Origin of the sequence: Parvimonas parva (assembly GCF_016552165.1) — a bacterium.
Lineage (GTDB): Bacteria > Bacillota > Clostridia > Tissierellales > Peptoniphilaceae > Parvimonas > Parvimonas parva.
In genome coordinates this window covers 40,676-58,397 of sequence record NZ_JACVDA010000002.1, presented here as the reverse complement: position 1 = coordinate 58,397, position 17,722 = coordinate 40,676, and the positions used below count along the sequence as shown (strand labels likewise).

Here is a 17,722-nt window from a genome sequence, read left to right as displayed (position 1 = left end):
AAAAAAAGCCCTTAAATAAAAGGACTTTAGTTACTTTTTAATACAGCTATTAAATTAGAATTTTTTCTTTTTTCTTCTTGCTGCCTCTGATTTTTTCTTTCTCTTTACACTTGGCTTTTCGTAATGTTCTCTTTTTCTATATTCTGAAAGCACTCCAGCACGTGCACATTGTCTTTTAAATCTTTTCAACGCATTATCTAAAGATTCGTTTTCGCCAACTCTGATTTCTGCCATGATATCCCCCCTCTCTTTATACAGACAAACTCTGCCTTGAGAAATAATCATACATATTATACAACAAAATCAATATAAATTCAAGTAAATTCATAACATTTTTTTATATAATTTATATAAACTCAAAAATTTTTAACTAAAATTAAATTTTAACCCGGTGGCCAATTTAAACTACGTCCTGCCAGGACATGAAAATGAAGATGCTTAACTGTTTGCCCACCGTCATCGTTACAATTATTAATAATTCTATAACCTGACTCATCAAATCCCATTTCTTTTGCAAGTTCGGAAATCTTTTCAAATATTTTTCCAACCACTTCTGAATTTTCTTTATTTACAAAATTACAAGACTCAATATGCTTTTTAGGAATTACTAAAAAGTGAATCGGTGCTTGAGGTGATAAATCGTTAAATGCAACTATATCATCATCTTCATAAATTTTATTTGACGGAATTTCTCCATTAACAATTTTACAAAATATACAATCCATTATCTCACCTCCATACTCATATATTGTACCATATTTTGTGTCTTAGGTAAATGTTTTTGTCAATAAATTTTGAGATTCTTCGACTTCACGTTTCGCTCAGAATGACAAAAATGGTATGTTTTTTAGATTTTTTACACAAAAAACGGAATATCCCTATTCCGTTTGAATGTTTAAAATTAATTTTTTGCAATTTCTTCGATTAGTTTTAGTGTAAAGTCATAAACTCTTTTAGTTGATGAAATTGAAAGATTTTCTTTTGGAGTATGTGCTCCTCTTATATCAGGTCCAAATGAAATTAATTCAAGATTTGGATATTTTTCATAGATTGCTCCACATTCAAGTCCTGCATGAACTATAATATTTTCAAATTCTTTTCCTGTTAAGTCTTTATAAACTTTGTTTGCAAATTTTTGTAATGTTGAATTTTCTTTCTTTTCCCAAGATGGATAACCACCTGAAAATTCATAATTCAATCCTAATTTTTCAGAAATTTTAGCAAATGCTGTTTTCATTTCTTCTAAGATACTAAGTGATGATGAACGAATTGAATCACGAATTAAAATTTCATCTTGGACGGTTTGAACAATTGCAAGGTTTGAAGAACTTATGATACCTGTTTCATCTTTTGTATTTACTCCTGTTGGTAATTTTTCTAAAATTTCAACCAATGTGTCTTTTAAAGCATTTGTTAAAACTTTTCCTACAAAAACTTCCTTTTTGTCTATTGTCAATTGTTCTTCACCATTATATTTTTCTACAAATTTAGCAATTACTTCATCTAATTTTGGAGAATTTTCGATTACAATTTCTCCAACTCTAGGAATTGCATTATCTTTATTTCCACAGTCGATACTTAAAACAGAAAGTCCTGTTTCTTTTATAAATTCAGCGATTGTTTTAATCATATTTCTTCTATTTTTTCCGATTTCCATTCCTGAATGTCCACCCAAAAATCCGTCAAAATGAAGTTTAACAAGCTCTACTTCCCTATTTTCAAATTTTAATTCCAAATTAGTTTTAAATAGAGTTCCTCCTGCTGAGCCAAGAGTTAAAATTCCTTCTTCTTCAGAGTCTATATTAAAAAGATATTTTCCTTTTAAAAGTCCTTTTTCAAGTCCTAAAGCCCCTGCCATTGTAGTTTCTTCAGTAACCGTTATAAGCACTTCAAGTTCAGGATGAACTAGAGTTTCATCTTCCAAAATTGCCATTGCCATTGCAACTGCAATACCGTCATCAGCACCCAATGTTGTATCATTAGCAAAAAGCAAATCGTCCTTTAGCACCCATTCAATCTTATCTGTTGCAAAATTATGATTTGAACTTGTAGCTTTTTCACAAACCATATCCATATGTCCTTGTAAAATTATTCCGGGTTTATCTTCATAACCCTTTGTAGCAGGTTTTCTTATATAAACATTTAAAATATCGTCTTGTTTTGTTTCAAGTCCTAAACTTTTACCAAAATTATAAATATATTCTGATATAGCTTTTTCATTATGTGATTCGTGAGGAATGTTTGAAAGCTCTCTAAAATAATGAAAAACTCTTTCCGGTTTTAAATTCATACTATTCTCCTTTAACAATATTTTCTACAATTTTTACAAGTAATTCTGAGCCTTTTTCCATATATGAAACAGGAACGAACTCATATCTTCCGTGGAAGTTAAATCCACCTGCAAAAATATTTGGACAAGGAAGTCCCATAAATGAAAGTCTTGAACCGTCAGTACCTCCTCTAATTGCTTGAATTTTTGGAGTTATTCCAATCTCAACCATTGAATTGTAAGCAAGATCAATTATATCCATTCTGTCTTCTAATTTTTCTCTCATATTGTAATAAGAATCTTTAAGTTCTAAACTAATTGAATTATCATATTTAAAATTTAAAACTTCAACAATTTTTCTCATATATTCTTTTTTATTTTCAAATTTTTCTCTATCAAAATCTCTTATGATAAATTCCATATGAGTATTTTCTGTATCTCCATTCATTTCTAATAAATGATAAAATCCGTCATAACCTTCAGTATGTTCAGGTCTTTCATTTGCAGGTAACATAGATAAAAGATTATGAGCAACCATAAGTGAATTTCTCATAATATCTTTTGCAGAACCCGGGTGAACATTCTTTCCTTTAATATCCACAACAGCACTACAAGCATTAAAACTTTCATACTCAAGTTCTCCGATAGGTCCACCGTCTATTGTATATGCAAAGTCTGCACCGAATTTTTTAACGTCAAAACAGTCTGCTCCACGACCGATTTCTTCATCAGGAGTAAAACCTATTGAAATATCCCCATGTGGTAAATTTTCTGAAATAATTTTTTGAACCATATCCATAATAATTGCAATACCTGATTTATCATCAGCACCCAACAAAGTATTTCCGTCAGTTGTTATAAGTCTTTCTCCAACAACTTCATTTAAACAAGGAAATTCCTTTACAGTCATAGTTACTTCATCATTTAACTTTATATCTCCACCCTTGTAATCAACAAATTGTGGATTTACATTTGCTCCGGTAAGTTCTGTTGCAGTATCCATATGTGCAATAAAACCGACTTTTTTAAGATTTTTTTCTACATTTGATTTTAAATGTGCATAAACATAACCCTTTTCATCAATATGAGCATTTTCAATTCCCATTTCTTTTAACTGTTTAACAAGTAAATTTCCCAAGTTTTTTTGCTTTTCTGTTGAAGGAACAGTCGCAGACTTAGGATTTGATTGCGTATCAATTTTTGCATATTCAACAAAACGTTCTACTATATTCATAACTACCTCCAAAATTTTTTTAAGATACATTTATTTTACCACATTTTATGAATTTAAAAAAGATAGCAGTTATTTTTGCTATCTTTTCATTTGATTATATCTTTTTATATTTTCTTCTGTTAAGAATTCAAAAGCTGAATTAATTTGTTGAAATTTTTCTGTTGTGTCAACATCTCTATTCAAATCAGGGTGATATTTTTTAGCAAGTTTTCTGTATTGCAACTTAACTTGGTAAAAATCTATATCATAGGTATTAAATTCCAACTCATCACAAGACTTTTCAAATTTATTTTTAAAGTCGCTGTACGGGTCGGAGTAGGCTCCGTTATAATTTTGATAGCCTTGATAACCTTGACCTTGATAGTTCGTATAGAAACCACCTTGTGAAAAATATTCATTAAATGAATTAAATCGTCTTTCCCATTCTTCTCTTTCACGTCTTTGTCTTTCTTCACGTTCTCTTTGTCTTTGTTCTTCTTGTGCTCTTTCGTACTTTCTTTTATATTCTCTAAAAGATGAATAGTTTTTGTTATTTCCCATTAAAAAGTTTCCGTAATCATTCAAATATTCACATAATGAATAATTAACATACCTTAAAAATGAAATAAATTTCTTTCCCAAAAACGGCACGATGAAAAAAACAAAAATTACTGCCCAGAAAAACGGACTTGCAAGTAAAATTATAAGTATAAACGGAATTATAAATGAGCCTAAGGCTAAAAATCCAATTCCAAGTATTACTAAAAATACAGATAAACTGCTAAGTAAATTTACAATGTAAGATAAAATATTTACAAGTCCTCCCAAAATTACATCTAAAACTTTAGAAAGACCTAAAATAAATTTTCCAAAAAGTTTTTTCACATTATTCTCCAAATTCTTCTTTTAAAATTTCATAAAGAGCCTCAGCTTCTTCTTTTGTAAGAGTTACTCCTTTAGACATTCTTTCGTGGCTTGGGTTCCAATCTCTTATGTCGTACTTAGCGTCTCTTTCATTCCAGCTAACTAAGTTTAATTCTTTTCTCCAGCCTTTTTCATTTTCAGATAAAACTCCTAATTCTTCTGTAATTTCGTATTTTAATTCCATATTCTCCTCCTAATTTAACATTCCGTTTTTATTTGCAGGTAAAGATGCTATAAAGCCGTCAACTAAACCATTTCTAATTTTTGTCAAAATTTCTATTGAATGATTGATTTCAACTTTTTTATTCTCAACCTTTTTTAACAATTTAGTCATCTTTTTTACTTTTTTCTCATCAAGAGTATCTTTACAAGACTCTCCAAGATTTCTAACTTCTCTTTCTAAAAACTCTAAATTATTTTCCAAAGTCCTAATATTTTTAGAATATTCATCAATATTAAAATCTATCGGACTTTTATTCAATCTTTTCTCTTCGATTGTCTTAAAAATCTTATTCATAGTTCTTTTGCTGTCGTCAGCCTTTGCCTTTAAAGTCTGTTTCCAAAGCTCTCTATCCCAATTTTCACTATTTGTATGTGGAGATATTTCCTTTGCAATAGCTTTAAAAACATCATCACAATTTTTGTTTTCCTCAATATCAAGTTCATCAAAAAGTCCAACAAAATTTTTAACTTCGTTTGAATTAAACTTTTTGCTATTATTATTTTCAGAATTTATAATTGTATATACTTGACTAACATCGACAAAATTATTTGAAAATTCAAGTGTTTTTAAAATTTCATTTGCCCTGAAAAGATTCATAACATCTCTTTCTAAATGTTTTTGCACCTCTACAAGACTTTCTATATTTTTTTTATATAAAAGTTTAAACTTTTCTTCGTCCTCTAAAACTAAATCATTTCTAATTGAAATAATTTCCTCTTTTAAAAGTAATAATTCTGCTAAATTTTCTCTTAAATTGTTATATTTCTCATATAAATTTTCGTTAATTACCATTAAAATCACCTTCCATATAAGTAGAAAATTTACTCTTATCAAAATTTAATACTAATTTTTCTTTTTGTATTCTAGTTAATTTTTTTATCTTAATCTCTCTTTTAAGCGCCTCAGACTTTGTTTCAAAAACTTCAAAATAAATAAGTTTTACAGGAGTTCTTCCCCTTGTGTATTTTGCACCAAGTCCCAAATTATGCTTTTCAATCCGTCCTTTTAAATCAGTTGTATAACCGGTGTAAAAATTCCCGTCCTTACACTCTACAATATAAACAAAAGTCATCACAAAATTTCCTTTAAAACATCATTTATTACATCAAAACTAAAGCCTCTATAAGCTAAATAATTTATAATTTTCTGCTTTTTCTTAAATTTATCTTCTTCATTTGCCAATAGATTCAACTTTTTTATACCCATTTTAACAGCATTATCAAATTCATCTTCATATTCAAAGTTATCTAAAAAGTCTTCAAAAATGCTTTTTGAAATTCCCTTTTGAATTAATAAAGATTTTATTTTATTTTTTCCATAACCGTTTAATCTTTTTTTATCCTCGATGAAAATTTCACAATAAAGCCTGTCATTCAAATATTCTTCATTTTCTAAAATTTCTAAAACTTCATCTATTACTTCATTTGAAAATTCATTTTCTCTAAGTTTTAATCTAACTTCATATTTTGTCTTTAATTTTCCGGAAATATAATTTATCGCTCTTGACTTTGCTCTTTCAATATCTGAAAAATATTTCATCTCCAAAATTTCTGTTTCCGAAAAGTCCATATCAACAGAAACTTTATATTTTTCAAAAATATTATAATTCAAAAGAAGTTTTGTTTCATCTTCAAAAATCACTTCAAAAACTTCCTTTGACTTGTTATACTTTATATCAACAACCAACATTATCTAAATAATCCTATAACAGTTGGAAAAACTCCGGCTAACATTAATAAAGCTAATATAAGAGCAACTGCTCTAGTTATTTTTTCTCTTTTCATAAAATCACCTACTTTTTTTAATCAATTCACATAAATATTGATTTATAAATTCATCAATATTCCCATTTATAACAGACTCCACATTTCCTGTTTCATAACCTGTTCTATGGTCCTTAACAAGAGTATAAGGCTGAAAAACATAAGACCTTATCTGTGAGCCCCAAGCTATTTGTGAATATTTACCCTGAATATCCTCTATCTTTTCTCTATTTTCTTCTTGTTTTATTATCAAAAGTTTAGCAACAAGTTGCCTCATAGCCGTATCCTTATTAAACATTTGACTTCTTTCGGATTGACAAGAAACGGTTAATCCCGTTGGAATATGAGTTATCCTAACAGCCGAATCCGTTTTATTTACATGCTGGCCACCCGCTCCACCTGAACGGAAAGTATCAATCCGTAAATCTTTCGGATTTATCTCAACATCTGTAATCTCTTCAATCTCCGGAAATACATCGACACTTGCAAAACTTGTATGCCTTTTATTTGATGAATCATAAGGAGAAATCCTAACAAGCCTATGAACGCCCTTTTCTCCCTTTAAAAAGCCATAAGCATTTTCTCCATCAACCTTTAAAGTAACAGACTTAATTCCCCCTTCAGTATCGGAATTATAATCCAAAATGGAAAATGAAAAACCCTTATTGCTAATCCACCTCGTATATAAACGTTGTAACATTTCTGTCCAGTCCTGAGCGTCAGTTCCCCCTGCTCCTGCATGAATTTCCAAAATAGCATTGTTTGAATCATATTCTCCAACCATTAGAGTATCTAACTTTAATGCAAAATATTCTTTTTCAATATTTTTAATATTTTTTAAAACTTCTTTCTCATACTCCATAAACTCCTCATCAGATAAAATTTCTAAAAATTCTATTGAATCCGAAATTTTTTGACTTAAACAAGTAAAAGTTTCAATTTTAAATTTTAAACTTTTCATTTTATCAAGAATTGACTTTGCACTTTTAGAATCATTCCAGAAATCTTCTTTTAAAGTTTGAGCCTCTAAATCTCTATAAGTCTCCTCTAACTTTGAAATGTCAAAGTGAATCACCGATTTCTGATAAATTTTGTTGTAATTTTTTCAATCTTTCGATAACCGTACTTAGATTTTCCATTAATCCTCCAACAATATACATAATATCTAATTTTATAACATTAAAATATTTTCGTCAAGTCCAACAAAAAAAGAGCGTTCGCTCTTTTTATCTCATTATCTTAACTTTTAAACTTCTTAAATATATTTTTTGTTCATCAGTTATTCTTCTACTCTCTATTGCTTTTTGAATTGCTTTGTTGTGAGTCCAATCGTCAAGTTTTTTATTTTCTATAAACTTGATAGCATACTTCTGTTGTTTAGTTAGAGCAGTGGCAAAATACCAAGCAATCATCATATTTATATAATATTCTTCAGACCTAATCTTTGAAACAATTTTTAAATGTTCCTCTTTAAAATTTTCATCTAAATAATTTGAAAGCAAAAGTCCTATTCCATATCGAACAACATAAGTTTTATCAGACTTTATCCAAAGTAAAATTTTTTCATAAGTTTCATTTACATATTTTTTAAAAACTTTCGGACAAAAAGAATCGCAAGTCGCCCAATTATCTATAAAAGGAATAAAATTTTCTGTATATTCCATAGCTAAATCAAAATCTTTTATTTGCTCAATTAAAAATCCATGTAAATTATTTTCTTCATAATATTTATGTGGAAGACTATTTAAAAACTTAAAGCTTCGTTTTTCATCTTCTTTAAATAATTTTTTTGCATAATTTCTTAAATCAGGCGTTCTAACTCCGATTATTAAGTCTTTATCTACTGTAGGAATAAGTTTTGCATTAAAATTTTTATATTCAATATCTTGTAAAGAAAATAAATCTTCTAATATTTTATCCATATAATCCCCTGATTATCTAATTTTTAATTCTTCAAATAATTCTTCGTCTTTTTTGTATTCTTCGTGCATTGGAGAAGGCATAGCATTTTCTCCTTTATATCCCATAAATAAAAGCATGGCAATTTTATTTTTTTCAGGAATTTCAAAATTTTTAGTAACTATTTCAGGGTCAAAAGCTCCAATATAAACTGAGCCTAAGCCTAAGTCCTCAGCCTCTAATACCATTTGTGTTGCAACTATTGTCGCATCTACTATTCCACTTGGTATGCCACTATGTTCGTTGTACCAACATTCGTCCAAATTGTAAGTTATTACAAACATAAGTTGTGCGTTGTATTCACAAGGAGATGATTCATTTAAAAGTTTTAGCTTTTCATCATCTGTACAATAATAAATTTTTATCGGTTGTTTATTTTTTGCAGTCGGTGCAATTTTTGCAGATTCTAAAATTTTTAAAATCTTTTCTTTTTCAACCTTTTTACCAGAAAATTCTCTAACAGAATATCTATTTTTTGCTAATTCTAAAAAATCCATAACTACCTCCTTTAAAGATTTGCAACTTTATAAAGCTTTCCGTCTATTTCAACTTTTCTAAGTCTTTTTTCAAAGTCAATTCTCTTAACCCAAACTTCTCTTTCACATCCCAAACATTTTAATTTTATATCAATGCCGGTTCGTAAAATTTGCCATCTATTTGTTCCGCAAGGATGCTCTTTTTTTAATACAACAATGTCTGATACTTGATATTTATACAATTTTATCACCCTTTTCGAACTTTAAAAATTCAATATTTTTTTCTTTAAATTTTTTGTATAATTCTTCTCTTAAAATTTTTTCATTTTGCCATTGTGTTGACTGTTTGCTCCAAAGAACAACAGCTATTTTTATATAATAACTTTCCATTTCTGTAACTCCGAAAAATACAGGAGCTTTGATTACACTTTTATGTTTTTCTGGAAATTCAGTTGAAAAATCGCTTATTATTTTCTTAACTTTTTCAATATCCACATCAGTTGGAAAACAGAAAGTAACAATAGATCTTTGGTTATTTTTACTTAAATTTGTAACAGTAGTAATACTTCCATTTGAAATGGTATTTATACTTCCATCATAACCTTGTATCTGTGTATTTCTCATATTTATAGTAATAACATTTCCGGCAATATCATTTATAATTACATCATCACCGATATTATATTGGTCGTCAAGTAAAATAAAAATCCCACTAAAAAGGTCTTTGATAATGCTTTGAACTCCAAAGGCAATGATGATACCACCAACTCCAGCAGTTGCAATTAAGGACAATGTATTTACATTAAAAATACTAAGTATAATCACAATTACAATAAAATAAATTATATATTTCAAAACACTTGATGATATGGAAACAATTGAATTTACTTTTTTAGAATTTCTAAAATCATTCGATTTATAAGTTTTAACTAAATTCTTTAGAGCTTTTTTAAAAATATAAATAATAATTTTAGCAATCAAAAAAACTATGACTGATAAAATTATTTTTATAATTAAACTTTTAAGCGACTCCGAATAAATAAAATTTTTAAAAAATTTATTCATTAATATTTATCTCCGTTATTACATTTCCTCTATCTTGTGTCTTTTCAAAAGACCAAATGTAATCAACATTTTTCCCGTCCTCTTTCAATGATTTTACAGTCACAAGTTCGCTTGGGTCAAGTAATATCGCAAGTCCACAAGAACGACTAACTTCTCTAGGCGTTGGAATTGTTTTAAATTTCTTTTCTAAGTTCTTAAGTTCTTTTTCTATTTGCATTGTATGATTAACTGAATTAAAAGTTAATAATAAATACTTTTCGTTCAAAATAAACACCTCCTACTTTATTTTCTTATATCTATCTTTTAATATCAAATATGCAGAATTTTCACTATCAACTGAATCTACGATTTCAGCAGGAAACTCTTTTAGATTAAAACTATTTTTGTCAACTAATACATACCCATTTTTTTTTACCAACAAAATATTTTCTGATAAATTATGAGCATTTATATATTCTCCTTCAATAGCAATTTCCTTTTCAAGTTTTAAATCTTTCGCATTAAAAACTTTTATATCGTTTGAAATCAAATAAATCTTTTCGGAATCATAGATAATATCCTTTAAATTTTTTATATAATATTGATTTTTTATAATATTTTTTTCAAAAAGATATAATTTTTCATTCGTAACAACGTAAATCTTATCGTCAGAATTATTTACAAATCCAAAATCAATTATAAATTCATTAAAAAAAGTGAAATCACAAATAGTTGACTTGTCTTTCAATTTTAAAATGTGAAATCTCGATTTTATTGAATTTTCCGACTTAACATAATCTGTATATACAAAGTTGTTATTGTCCTTTGAAAATTTAACATACCCCGGACTTTGAACATCATCATTTGAATATATTTCAGTTAAAGTTTCGTCAAAAATTTTAAAACTTGCATTATTTATCAAAATCAATTTATTATTTTCAATAAAAAAATCTTGACTTTCTTTCTCTAAAGATATTTTTTTTATCTCATCAAAATTTTTACTATACATAATTATTTCATTAGGCATAAGAGAATATATAATATCGTTAGAAACCCTAATTTTCCCATTGTTTGAAATTTCTTTTTCTGTTTTTAATTTTCCATTTTTATTAAAGCGTGAAAATTTATTTTTTTCAAAAATATACATTTCATCTTTTATAAATTCAATTTTTGTATATGGTTTTGAAAAATCAAAGGCTACTTCTTTATTCGAGCCTCCTCCAAATTTCACAGTCAAAAATATAATTAAAATAATAACTGCTACAACAGAAATGCCGATAGCAATTTTATTTTTATACCGAGAAATTATTTTCATACCTTCTCCTAAAGACCTAATTTATCTTGTTTTCTTCTAAGTTTTGTAATGATATGTTCCTCGTCAAGCTCAACCATATCCAGAGTTATAAGCTCATCTTTTTTTACATCAACTTTTAATTTTGTTTTCTTAGTAATCATAGCAATCGGTAAAAGATTTCTATTTTTTTGGTCTGCATGGCTTGTTATTGTACCAAAAACAGACTTTCCACCAATTCCCTCTAAAATTTCTCCAGCTTTCAAATCTCTTTTTGCAACTGTAACAGTATCTGAAACTTGTCCACAAGCAGGAACAATAGTTGACTCTTTTTCAACGATTGCATTGTAAATTGTAATCGGTGTTTCTAAACTTGTTAAGTGATATGGTCTGTAAATTGCATAGTTAGGTCCTTCACCCATTTTTAAATACTTCATTAGGTCATGTACTTCATCACTATCACTTGTAACTATTGCATAAACTCCCGGAGCAACTCCAAAAGCAAAATCTACCGTTTTATAGTTATTTAAAATTCCACCTTGTTCTTTTAAAGAAAATAATTTTCCAAGCTCATTCGGTGTAGTTGTTGGCCCATGACAACCAATAACATCAGGAACAAAACCCAAAGCATTAGCTGCACTTGTCAATTCAATCATTGTATTTGTTCCGTCAATAAAACCTGCAAGCATTTTTGGATAAAGACCTTTTGAAATGGCCTCTTCTCTAACATCATCTTCAGTAATATAATAATTAAGTGGATTGTTCTTTCCTTTACCGACAGCAAGAAGTTTAAAACCTGCACCTAAAACAAAGTCTGCAAGCTCCATAATTGCACCCGGTTCATCTCCGGCAGAACCGGTATAAATTACATTTTTCTTTTTGGCTAAATTGTATAAATAAGGTCCAATAACAGCATCACATTCAACATTTAACATAATTGTATGTTTTCTATTTTCGATTGCCTCCATCGCAAGAACGGCACCAAAAGGAGGATTACCCGTTGCGTCAACAACTCCTTTAATATCTTGTAATTTACAAGCAATGGAATAGTCATCAGAAACTACATACATTCCATTTTTTATAGAATTTTCTATTATTTTTATATTATCACTTGTAGTTATATCCGACTTTCTAATTCCGGAAGAAAGAAGAGCGTCCATAGCTTTTTCAGGCTTTTCATCAATTACAACGGCGCTTGTTAAACCTTTAACTCTTGAAAGTTGATTAACAAGTCCTTTACCCATCTTTCCAGCTCCGATAAGAGCAAACTTAACCTCTTTATTTGCATTATATAAACTATTAAGTTTGTTTTTCATTCTAAACATAAAAGTCCTCCATATTATTAATTTTATCATTCTTATTTTACTACACTACAACAAATTTATCAAATTTTTTTAATAATTAAACTCCTACTTTACTATATACTAATTTTAGTGTAAAATTATAATAGCATAATGTAAAATGTGCTTTAAATTAAATAATTAACATAAGTAAAATAAAAATTATATTAGGAGATATTATGAAATATTTTAGAAAAACTCTTGCTATTGATTTTGGAACATCAAAAGTAACGACTTTCGTAGAAAATAAAGGTGTAATAGTAAACGAGCCATCAATAGTTACTATGGATACATATAAAAATAAAATAATTTCTTACGGAGAAACTGCAAAAAAATTATTAGGACGTGTTCCCGGTAATGTAGTTGCAAAAAGACCTTTAGTCGCCGGAAATATTGTAGATTTTAACGTAACAGAAGCAATCATAAAAAGAGCAATTAAAAAATCTATTGGAAAAAACTTTTTTAGACCGAATGTTTTAGTTTGTATTGCAAGTGAATTAACTCAAGTACAAAAAAGAGCAATAACTCAAGCAGTTAAACTTGCCGGAGCAAACAATGTTGTACTCTTGGAACAAACAATCGCTGCAGCAATAGGTTGTGGCATAAATATAAATGACCCTTCAGGAACTATGGTTGTGGATATTGGAGCAGGAAAGACAGATATTTCTGTAATTTCAAATGGAGAAATTATAATTGCAAAAAGTTTAAGTATTGGCGGAAACACAGTTGACGAAGCAATCGCAGACTTTATTCGTACAAGATATAATATGTTGATTGGAGAAAATACTGCTGAAATTATAAAACTTTCCATTGCAACTGCTTATCCAACTAGCGACGGAGAAATGTATGAAGTAAAGGGAAGAAATGTAATGAACGGACTTCCTATGCATATTTTTGTAAATAGTTCAGATATTTCACATGCAATTGGAATGACTTTAAATAAAATTTTAAATGCAATAACTGAAACTTTAGAAAAAACTCCACCGGAATTGATTGCAGACCTTTTTGAAAAGGGATTGATTCTAACAGGTGGCTCATCATTAATTCCCGGCTTTGTTGAATTAATAACCGACAGAACAAGATTAGATGTAATAAATCCTGAAAATCCTGAATTAATGGTAATAAAAGGTGCAGGAAGATTCTTGAAAAATGTTGATTTTTCAAATGATGAAATAGAATATTTAGATGAGTTAAAAAGACATGTCTTAGAACAAAAGGAACAATTAAGAAAGAGATAATATGGAAAGATATAACACTTTAAGTTCTTATCTAAAGGAAAAATTTGGCTCAAAACTTTTAAAACTCTCCATTGACGGAGGGTTTTCTTGTCCGAATAGAAAAAATGGTAAAAGTGGTTGTAAATTTTGCTCTGAAAACGGAAGTGGTGAATTTACAACAAAACGAAAATCCATAACAGAACAGTTAAATGCTCAGATAAAATTTTTAAAAGATAAAAATGTCGATAAAGGATATATCGCATACTTTCAAAGCTATACAAATACATTTTTACCAATAGAACAGCTTAGACAAATGTATTATGAGGCGATAAATTTCCCGAGTGTAAAAGTATTGTCAATAGCAACAAGGGCTGATTGTTTTAATGAAGAAATATATAATTTGCTTGCAGAACTGAATGAAAAAATTGAAGTTTGGATTGAACTTGGATTACAAAGCTCAAATGAAAAAACAAGAAATAATATGAATATTGGATACAGTACGGAAACTTTTGAAAATTGTGTAAAAAAATTAAAAGAATTAAATATAAAAACTATTTTTCATATAATTTTCGGTCTGCCAAACGAAAACCAAAAGGATTTTAAAAATACTATCGACTATGTAAACTCACAAAAACCTTGGGGAATTAAAATTCACAGCCTTTTCATTCAAAATGATTGTGAATTGTATGAAGATTATTTACAAAATAAATTCAAAGTTTTGACTTGGAATGAATATGTAGATGCTTTAATTATGGCAATAGAAAATTTAGATAAAGAAATCATAATTCACAGACTAACAGGCGACGGCGACAAAACAAAATTAATCGCTCCCTTATGGTCAAAAGATAAAATTAAAACAATTGGTGAAGTTGGAAAAATATTAAAACAAAAAAATTCATATCAAGGAATAAATTATAAATCATAATCTCACTTTTTATACAATAGTGAGATTTTTATTGTGAAACAACAAGGTTCTCATGTCTCCATCCGATACAAAGTATAGCCGAAGGGTGATATTATTATGTTAATAATAAAAGACATATTAATACTTTTATTAAAATTGAAAATTTAAAAACTCCTCTATTTACAAAGTTTTTATTTTATTGTATAATAAAAAAACAATTAATAATTATAAATTTTATTATTATGATAAAAAAATAACTTATTTGTAATTTTTAATTGTAATAAATTTAGGAGAGTGTGTAATGAAAAAACATTTAAAAAAACTGTTAGTTTTATGTTTGGTACTTGGAGTTTTTTGTGCTTGTTCAAAAAAAGAAGACGAAAAGAAAACAGATGTAAAGCAAACCGAAAAGAAAGAAGAAAAAAAATCAACTGCGAAAAAAGTTTCAAAAGAAACTGTCTTTGTTGATGCAAACTATGTTAAAGACGTTCTTGATGGAAAAGTGAAAGACGTAAAAAACTTTGTAATAGCCGAAGTTTCTTGGGGAGAAGTTGATAAAAGTCCTGACTATTTAAAAAATCATATAAAAGGTGCAATTCATATAAACACAGATACTGTTGAAAAAGAACCTGTGTGGAATTTAAGAAGCCCTGAAGAATTAGAAAAAAGTTTATTAAATTATGGAATAGATAAAGATACTACCGTTATTCTTTATGGACAAAATACAGGATGTGCTAGAGTTGCCACAGCATATCTATATGCAGGAGTTGAAAATGTAAAAATTTTAAATGGTGGTTTAAAAAGCTGGACAGATAAAAACTACCCGGTAGAAAAAGAAGAAACTAAACCTACTCCTGTTAAAGAATTCAAAACAAAGGTTCCTGCTCACCCAGAATATATAACTTCAATAGAAACTGTTAAAGAAAAACTTGGAAAAGACAATAATTTCCAATTAATTTCAATTAGAAGTGAAAATGAATGGTTAGGAAAAGAAAGTGGTTATACTTATATACCTAGAGCTGGAGAACCTAAAGGTGCTTTATGGGGAAAAGCAGGTCATGATAAGGATTCAATGGATTTCTATATTAATTCTGACGGAAAATATAAAGATTTTTCTGAAATCAAAAAAATGTGGGAAGAACAAGGAATTTCTACTGATAAACAAATGAGTTTCTATTGTGGAACTGGTTGGAGAGGCTCTGTTGCATTTTTACTTGCTCATGAAAATGGATTAAACGCGAGTTTATATGATGGCGGTTGGAATCAATGGCAAATGGATGACAAACTTCCAGTTCAAATTGGAGATCCTAAATCAAAAGATGTAGAATATAAAAAAGTTGGAGACTTGTCAAAAGATAAAGCAAGCAAAGACCCTGCATGTAAAGAATAATTTTAAAAGGAGCTTTTTTCAAAGCTCCTTTAACATTTCTCTATTAAATTAATAAAATCATCATATGATACAATACCTTTACTCTTTAGATAACTCATTACTTTATTTTCAAATAAACTATTACTATTTTCTAATGCATTAAGTATATTTATAGCTATTCTATTAATCACCGGAACTACTACCGAATTACCTGCTTGTTTATACAGATGAGAATTTGCAATTTTAGGCAATTTATATTCAATTGGATACCCTTGAAAATTAAAACATTCTCTAGGAGTTAATTTTCTAATTCCTCTATCTGTCCTTATTAACGGAACATTATGTCCTCCTGTTCCCATATTAGCAGTTAATGTAGGACAAACATTACTTTTATTTTCTCTTACATAACGCCTTCTCCACTGATATATAGTATTATTTTTTACCATGTCTCTTTCTAGAATATCATAGAATTTATTTTTATCTCTTGAATAATAAAAAATGGAATCTTTAATATCGGGTTCTAGCATATCACTAATACTCTTTTTTAATTTTATCGGAAAAGGAAACTCAAAATTCTGAAAAGCTATTTCATCTCTAAATCCTACGATATATATCCTTTCTCTATTTTGTGGTATATCACCATAGTCTTTAGCATTTAATACTTGATATTTAATGTTATACCCATTCTTTTCTAATGCATCTTTGATAATTATAAAAGTTTTTCCGTTATCATGACTAACTAAATTCTTAACATTTTCAAGAAAAATCACTTTTGGTTTTTTTGCTTTAATAATTCTAAGAGTTTCAAAAAACAAGTCCCCTGTATTTTCATCTTCAAATCCTTTTCTATATCCAGCGACACTAAATGCAGTACAAGGAAATCCTGATAATAATATATCTATATCAGGTATTTCATCTATATCAACTTCTCTAATATCTTTTTCACATAAAATTGTAGAAAAATTTTCTAAATATGTTAATATCGCATTTTTATCATATTCATTTGCCCAAACAGTTTTAAATTGTTTAGTCATTTCAAATCCTAAATCTATTCCTCCAACACCAGCAAATAAACTAGCCACTCTATACATAATATCACACCCTCTACTATTAATTATTATATATTATATCAAAAAATAAAAAAAAAATAAAGCGGCGTGCCGCTTTGTAAATATATTATTTTTCTGATAATATTATATCGTTCCCATACAAAAGGAGTATTATGAAAAAAATAACAGAAACAGAGTATAAAAAAATTATATCTCAATATCCTTTATGGAAAAATTTAAATAATAATATAAAAAGTTTATATTCTAGAGGTGTAAACTTTCATGAAGTATTTTCAGAATTTATAGTTTGCTATGTTAATAATTATTATCATAGTTTGGGAGCAGGGTCAGAAGATGCTTTCACTGAAAATATGGATTTAAAAGTTCAAATAAAAGGAAGTTCAAATTTTAATAGTGATTTAACAAGTTTTGGTCCAACAAGTGAATTTGATATTTTAGAATTTGCAAGGTTAGATCAAGATGAAGATAAATTGTATTTGTATAGAATTCCAATTGACGAACTTTATGATGTACACGTAAATAAAAAACAAACTTTTAAACAACAACAATTAGAAGGAAGAAGACCTCGATTTTCTATAATAAGTAATTATATTGAAAAATATAATTTAAATCCTTATGCTGTTGTTGATATGATATCCGGAAATTATAGTTTTTACTAAA

The 17,722-nt window shown here is 28.2% G+C and carries 22 protein-coding genes; 4 read left to right on the top strand and 18 right to left on the bottom strand.

What is annotated here, in order from left to right; genetic code table 11:
• Positions 1-54: 54 nt before the first annotated feature.
• The 17 genes from rpsU to IBJ83_RS00835 form a co-directional block, all read right to left on the bottom strand.
• Entirely contained in the window at positions 55-234 is a 180-nt protein-coding gene (rpsU, locus tag IBJ83_RS00915; protein ID WP_004832359.1) for a 30S ribosomal protein S21, read from the bottom strand.
• Between the two features lie 149 nt (positions 235-383).
• A complete protein-coding gene (locus IBJ83_RS00910; protein ID WP_082713889.1) occupies positions 384-725 on the bottom strand; it encodes a histidine triad nucleotide-binding protein in 342 nt (113 codons plus the stop codon).
• 176 nt (positions 726-901) lie between these two features.
• A complete protein-coding gene (pepD, locus tag IBJ83_RS00905; protein WP_201274981.1) occupies positions 902-2,290 on the bottom strand; it encodes a beta-Ala-His dipeptidase in 1,389 nt (462 codons plus the stop codon).
• A gap of 1 nt (position 2,291) precedes the next feature.
• A complete protein-coding gene (gene pepT, locus IBJ83_RS00900; protein WP_201274980.1) occupies positions 2,292-3,503 on the bottom strand; it encodes a peptidase T in 1,212 nt (403 codons plus the stop codon).
• Between the two features lie 78 nt (positions 3,504-3,581).
• Positions 3,582-4,367: a J domain-containing protein gene (locus tag IBJ83_RS00895; protein WP_068473045.1), complete on the bottom strand. Its 786-nt coding sequence runs from the start codon at positions 4,365-4,367 to the stop codon at positions 3,582-3,584.
• Position 4,368: 1 nt separating this feature from the next.
• Positions 4,369-4,590 (bottom strand): YdbC family protein, encoded by a 222-nt coding sequence (locus IBJ83_RS00890; RefSeq protein ID WP_068473047.1) that lies wholly within the window; start codon positions 4,588-4,590, stop codon positions 4,369-4,371.
• 9 nt (positions 4,591-4,599) lie between these two features.
• On the bottom strand, positions 4,600-5,421 hold the full coding sequence (locus tag IBJ83_RS00885) for a hypothetical protein (protein WP_068473050.1): 822 nt from the start codon (positions 5,419-5,421) through the stop codon (positions 4,600-4,602).
• Positions 5,411-5,701 (bottom strand): GIY-YIG nuclease family protein, encoded by a 291-nt coding sequence (locus tag IBJ83_RS00880; RefSeq protein WP_068473053.1) that lies wholly within the window; start codon positions 5,699-5,701, stop codon positions 5,411-5,413. Before IBJ83_RS00880 ends, IBJ83_RS00885 begins: the two co-directional genes overlap by 11 nt.
• On the bottom strand, positions 5,701-6,318 hold the full coding sequence (locus IBJ83_RS00875; protein ID WP_201274979.1) for a regulatory protein RecX: 618 nt from the start codon (positions 6,316-6,318) through the stop codon (positions 5,701-5,703). Before IBJ83_RS00875 ends, IBJ83_RS00880 begins: the two co-directional genes overlap by 1 nt.
• A gap of 99 nt (positions 6,319-6,417) precedes the next feature.
• Positions 6,418-7,531 (bottom strand): peptide chain release factor 2 gene (gene prfB, locus IBJ83_RS00870; RefSeq protein ID WP_201274978.1). Its coding sequence is split into 2 segments (ribosomal slippage): positions 6,418-7,455 and positions 7,457-7,531, totalling 1,113 coding nucleotides; the frame shifts between segments, so codons are not numbered across the junction.
• An 87-nt stretch (positions 7,532-7,618) separates the two neighbouring features.
• A complete protein-coding gene (locus tag IBJ83_RS00865) occupies positions 7,619-8,314 on the bottom strand; it encodes a DNA alkylation repair protein (protein WP_201274977.1) in 696 nt (231 codons plus the stop codon).
• 12 nt (positions 8,315-8,326) lie between these two features.
• Positions 8,327-8,848, bottom strand: a complete 522-nt coding sequence (locus IBJ83_RS00860) for a nitroreductase family protein (RefSeq protein WP_201274976.1) — start codon at positions 8,846-8,848, stop codon at positions 8,327-8,329.
• Positions 8,849-8,859: 11 nt separating this feature from the next.
• Positions 8,860-9,069 (bottom strand): DUF951 domain-containing protein, encoded by a 210-nt coding sequence (locus tag IBJ83_RS00855; protein ID WP_068473066.1) that lies wholly within the window; start codon positions 9,067-9,069, stop codon positions 8,860-8,862.
• Positions 9,062-9,892 carry a mechanosensitive ion channel family protein gene (locus IBJ83_RS00850; RefSeq protein ID WP_201274975.1) on the bottom strand — a complete coding sequence of 277 codons (831 nt, stop codon included), beginning with the start codon at positions 9,890-9,892 and terminating at the stop codon, positions 9,062-9,064. Before IBJ83_RS00850 ends, IBJ83_RS00855 begins: the two co-directional genes overlap by 8 nt.
• Positions 9,885-10,166 (bottom strand): DUF3343 domain-containing protein, encoded by a 282-nt coding sequence (locus IBJ83_RS00845; protein ID WP_308578099.1) that lies wholly within the window; start codon positions 10,164-10,166, stop codon positions 9,885-9,887. Before IBJ83_RS00845 ends, IBJ83_RS00850 begins: the two co-directional genes overlap by 8 nt.
• 3 nt (positions 10,167-10,169) lie before the next feature.
• Entirely contained in the window at positions 10,170-11,186 is a 1,017-nt protein-coding gene (locus tag IBJ83_RS00840; RefSeq protein ID WP_201274974.1) for a hypothetical protein, read from the bottom strand.
• A gap of 8 nt (positions 11,187-11,194) precedes the next feature.
• Positions 11,195-12,487 carry an NAD(P)H-dependent oxidoreductase gene (locus tag IBJ83_RS00835; RefSeq protein ID WP_201274973.1) on the bottom strand — a complete coding sequence of 431 codons (1,293 nt, stop codon included), beginning with the start codon at positions 12,485-12,487 and terminating at the stop codon, positions 11,195-11,197.
• 194 nt (positions 12,488-12,681) lie between these two features.
• On the opposite strand from IBJ83_RS00835, the gene mreB reads away from it, so the two are divergent.
• The 3 genes from mreB (at position 12,682) to IBJ83_RS00820 (ending at position 16,013) form a co-directional block, all read left to right on the top strand.
• Positions 12,682-13,740 (top strand): rod shape-determining protein, encoded by a 1,059-nt coding sequence (gene mreB / locus IBJ83_RS00830; protein ID WP_201274972.1) that lies wholly within the window; start codon positions 12,682-12,684, stop codon positions 13,738-13,740.
• Between the two features lies 1 nt (position 13,741).
• On the top strand, positions 13,742-14,644 hold the full coding sequence (locus IBJ83_RS00825) for a TIGR01212 family radical SAM protein (protein ID WP_201274971.1): 903 nt from the start codon (positions 13,742-13,744) through the stop codon (positions 14,642-14,644).
• Positions 14,645-14,924: 280 nt separating this feature from the next.
• Positions 14,925-16,013, top strand: a complete 1,089-nt coding sequence (locus IBJ83_RS00820) for a sulfurtransferase (RefSeq protein ID WP_201274970.1) — start codon at positions 14,925-14,927, stop codon at positions 16,011-16,013.
• 29 nt (positions 16,014-16,042) lie between these two features.
• Here the strand turns inward: IBJ83_RS00820 and dcm are convergent, their stop codons facing one another.
• Positions 16,043-17,083 (bottom strand): DNA cytosine methyltransferase, encoded by a 1,041-nt coding sequence (dcm, locus tag IBJ83_RS00815; protein WP_231698820.1) that lies wholly within the window; start codon positions 17,081-17,083, stop codon positions 16,043-16,045.
• Positions 17,084-17,214: 131 nt separating this feature from the next.
• Here dcm and IBJ83_RS00810 point away from each other — a divergent pair, with 131 nt between their 5' ends.
• On the top strand, positions 17,215-17,721 hold the full coding sequence (locus tag IBJ83_RS00810) for a Bsp6I family type II restriction endonuclease (protein ID WP_057257257.1): 507 nt from the start codon (positions 17,215-17,217) through the stop codon (positions 17,719-17,721).
• The last annotated feature ends 1 nt before the right edge of the window (position 17,722 follow it).

Excerpts from the sequence above, each read along its gene's own strand:
- rpsU (WP_004832359.1), bottom strand. The coding sequence starts at position 234 with ATGGCAGAAATCAGAGTTGGCGAAAACGAATCTTTAGATAATGCGTTG.
- IBJ83_RS00910 (WP_082713889.1), bottom strand. The coding sequence starts at position 725 with ATGGATTGTATATTTTGTAAAATTGTTAATGGAGAAATTCCGTCAAAT.
- pepD (WP_201274981.1), bottom strand. The coding sequence starts at position 2,290 with ATGAATTTAAAACCGGAAAGAGTTTTTCATTATTTTAGAGAGCTTTCA.
- pepT (WP_201274980.1), bottom strand. The coding sequence starts at position 3,503 with ATGAATATAGTAGAACGTTTTGTTGAATATGCAAAAATTGATACGCAA.
- IBJ83_RS00890 (WP_068473047.1), bottom strand. The coding sequence starts at position 4,590 with ATGGAATTAAAATACGAAATTACAGAAGAATTAGGAGTTTTATCTGAA.
- IBJ83_RS00885 (WP_068473050.1), bottom strand. The coding sequence starts at position 5,421 with ATGGTAATTAACGAAAATTTATATGAGAAATATAACAATTTAAGAGAA.
- IBJ83_RS00880 (WP_068473053.1), bottom strand. The coding sequence starts at position 5,701 with ATGACTTTTGTTTATATTGTAGAGTGTAAGGACGGGAATTTTTACACC.
- IBJ83_RS00875 (WP_201274979.1), bottom strand. The coding sequence starts at position 6,318 with ATGTTGGTTGTTGATATAAAGTATAACAAGTCAAAGGAAGTTTTTGAA.
- IBJ83_RS00865 (WP_201274977.1), bottom strand. The coding sequence starts at position 8,314 with ATGGATAAAATATTAGAAGATTTATTTTCTTTACAAGATATTGAATAT.
- IBJ83_RS00860 (WP_201274976.1), bottom strand. The coding sequence starts at position 8,848 with ATGGATTTTTTAGAATTAGCAAAAAATAGATATTCTGTTAGAGAATTT.
- IBJ83_RS00850 (WP_201274975.1), bottom strand. The coding sequence starts at position 9,892 with ATGAATAAATTTTTTAAAAATTTTATTTATTCGGAGTCGCTTAAAAGT.
- IBJ83_RS00840 (WP_201274974.1), bottom strand. The coding sequence starts at position 11,186 with ATGAAAATAATTTCTCGGTATAAAAATAAAATTGCTATCGGCATTTCT.
- IBJ83_RS00835 (WP_201274973.1), bottom strand. The coding sequence starts at position 12,487 with ATGTTTAGAATGAAAAACAAACTTAATAGTTTATATAATGCAAATAAA.
- mreB (WP_201274972.1), top strand. The coding sequence starts at position 12,682 with ATGAAATATTTTAGAAAAACTCTTGCTATTGATTTTGGAACATCAAAA.
- IBJ83_RS00825 (WP_201274971.1), top strand. The coding sequence starts at position 13,742 with ATGGAAAGATATAACACTTTAAGTTCTTATCTAAAGGAAAAATTTGGC.
- IBJ83_RS00820 (WP_201274970.1), top strand. The coding sequence starts at position 14,925 with ATGAAAAAACATTTAAAAAAACTGTTAGTTTTATGTTTGGTACTTGGA.
- dcm (WP_231698820.1), bottom strand. The coding sequence starts at position 17,083 with ATGTATAGAGTGGCTAGTTTATTTGCTGGTGTTGGAGGAATAGATTTA.
- IBJ83_RS00810 (WP_057257257.1), top strand. The coding sequence starts at position 17,215 with ATGAAAAAAATAACAGAAACAGAGTATAAAAAAATTATATCTCAATAT.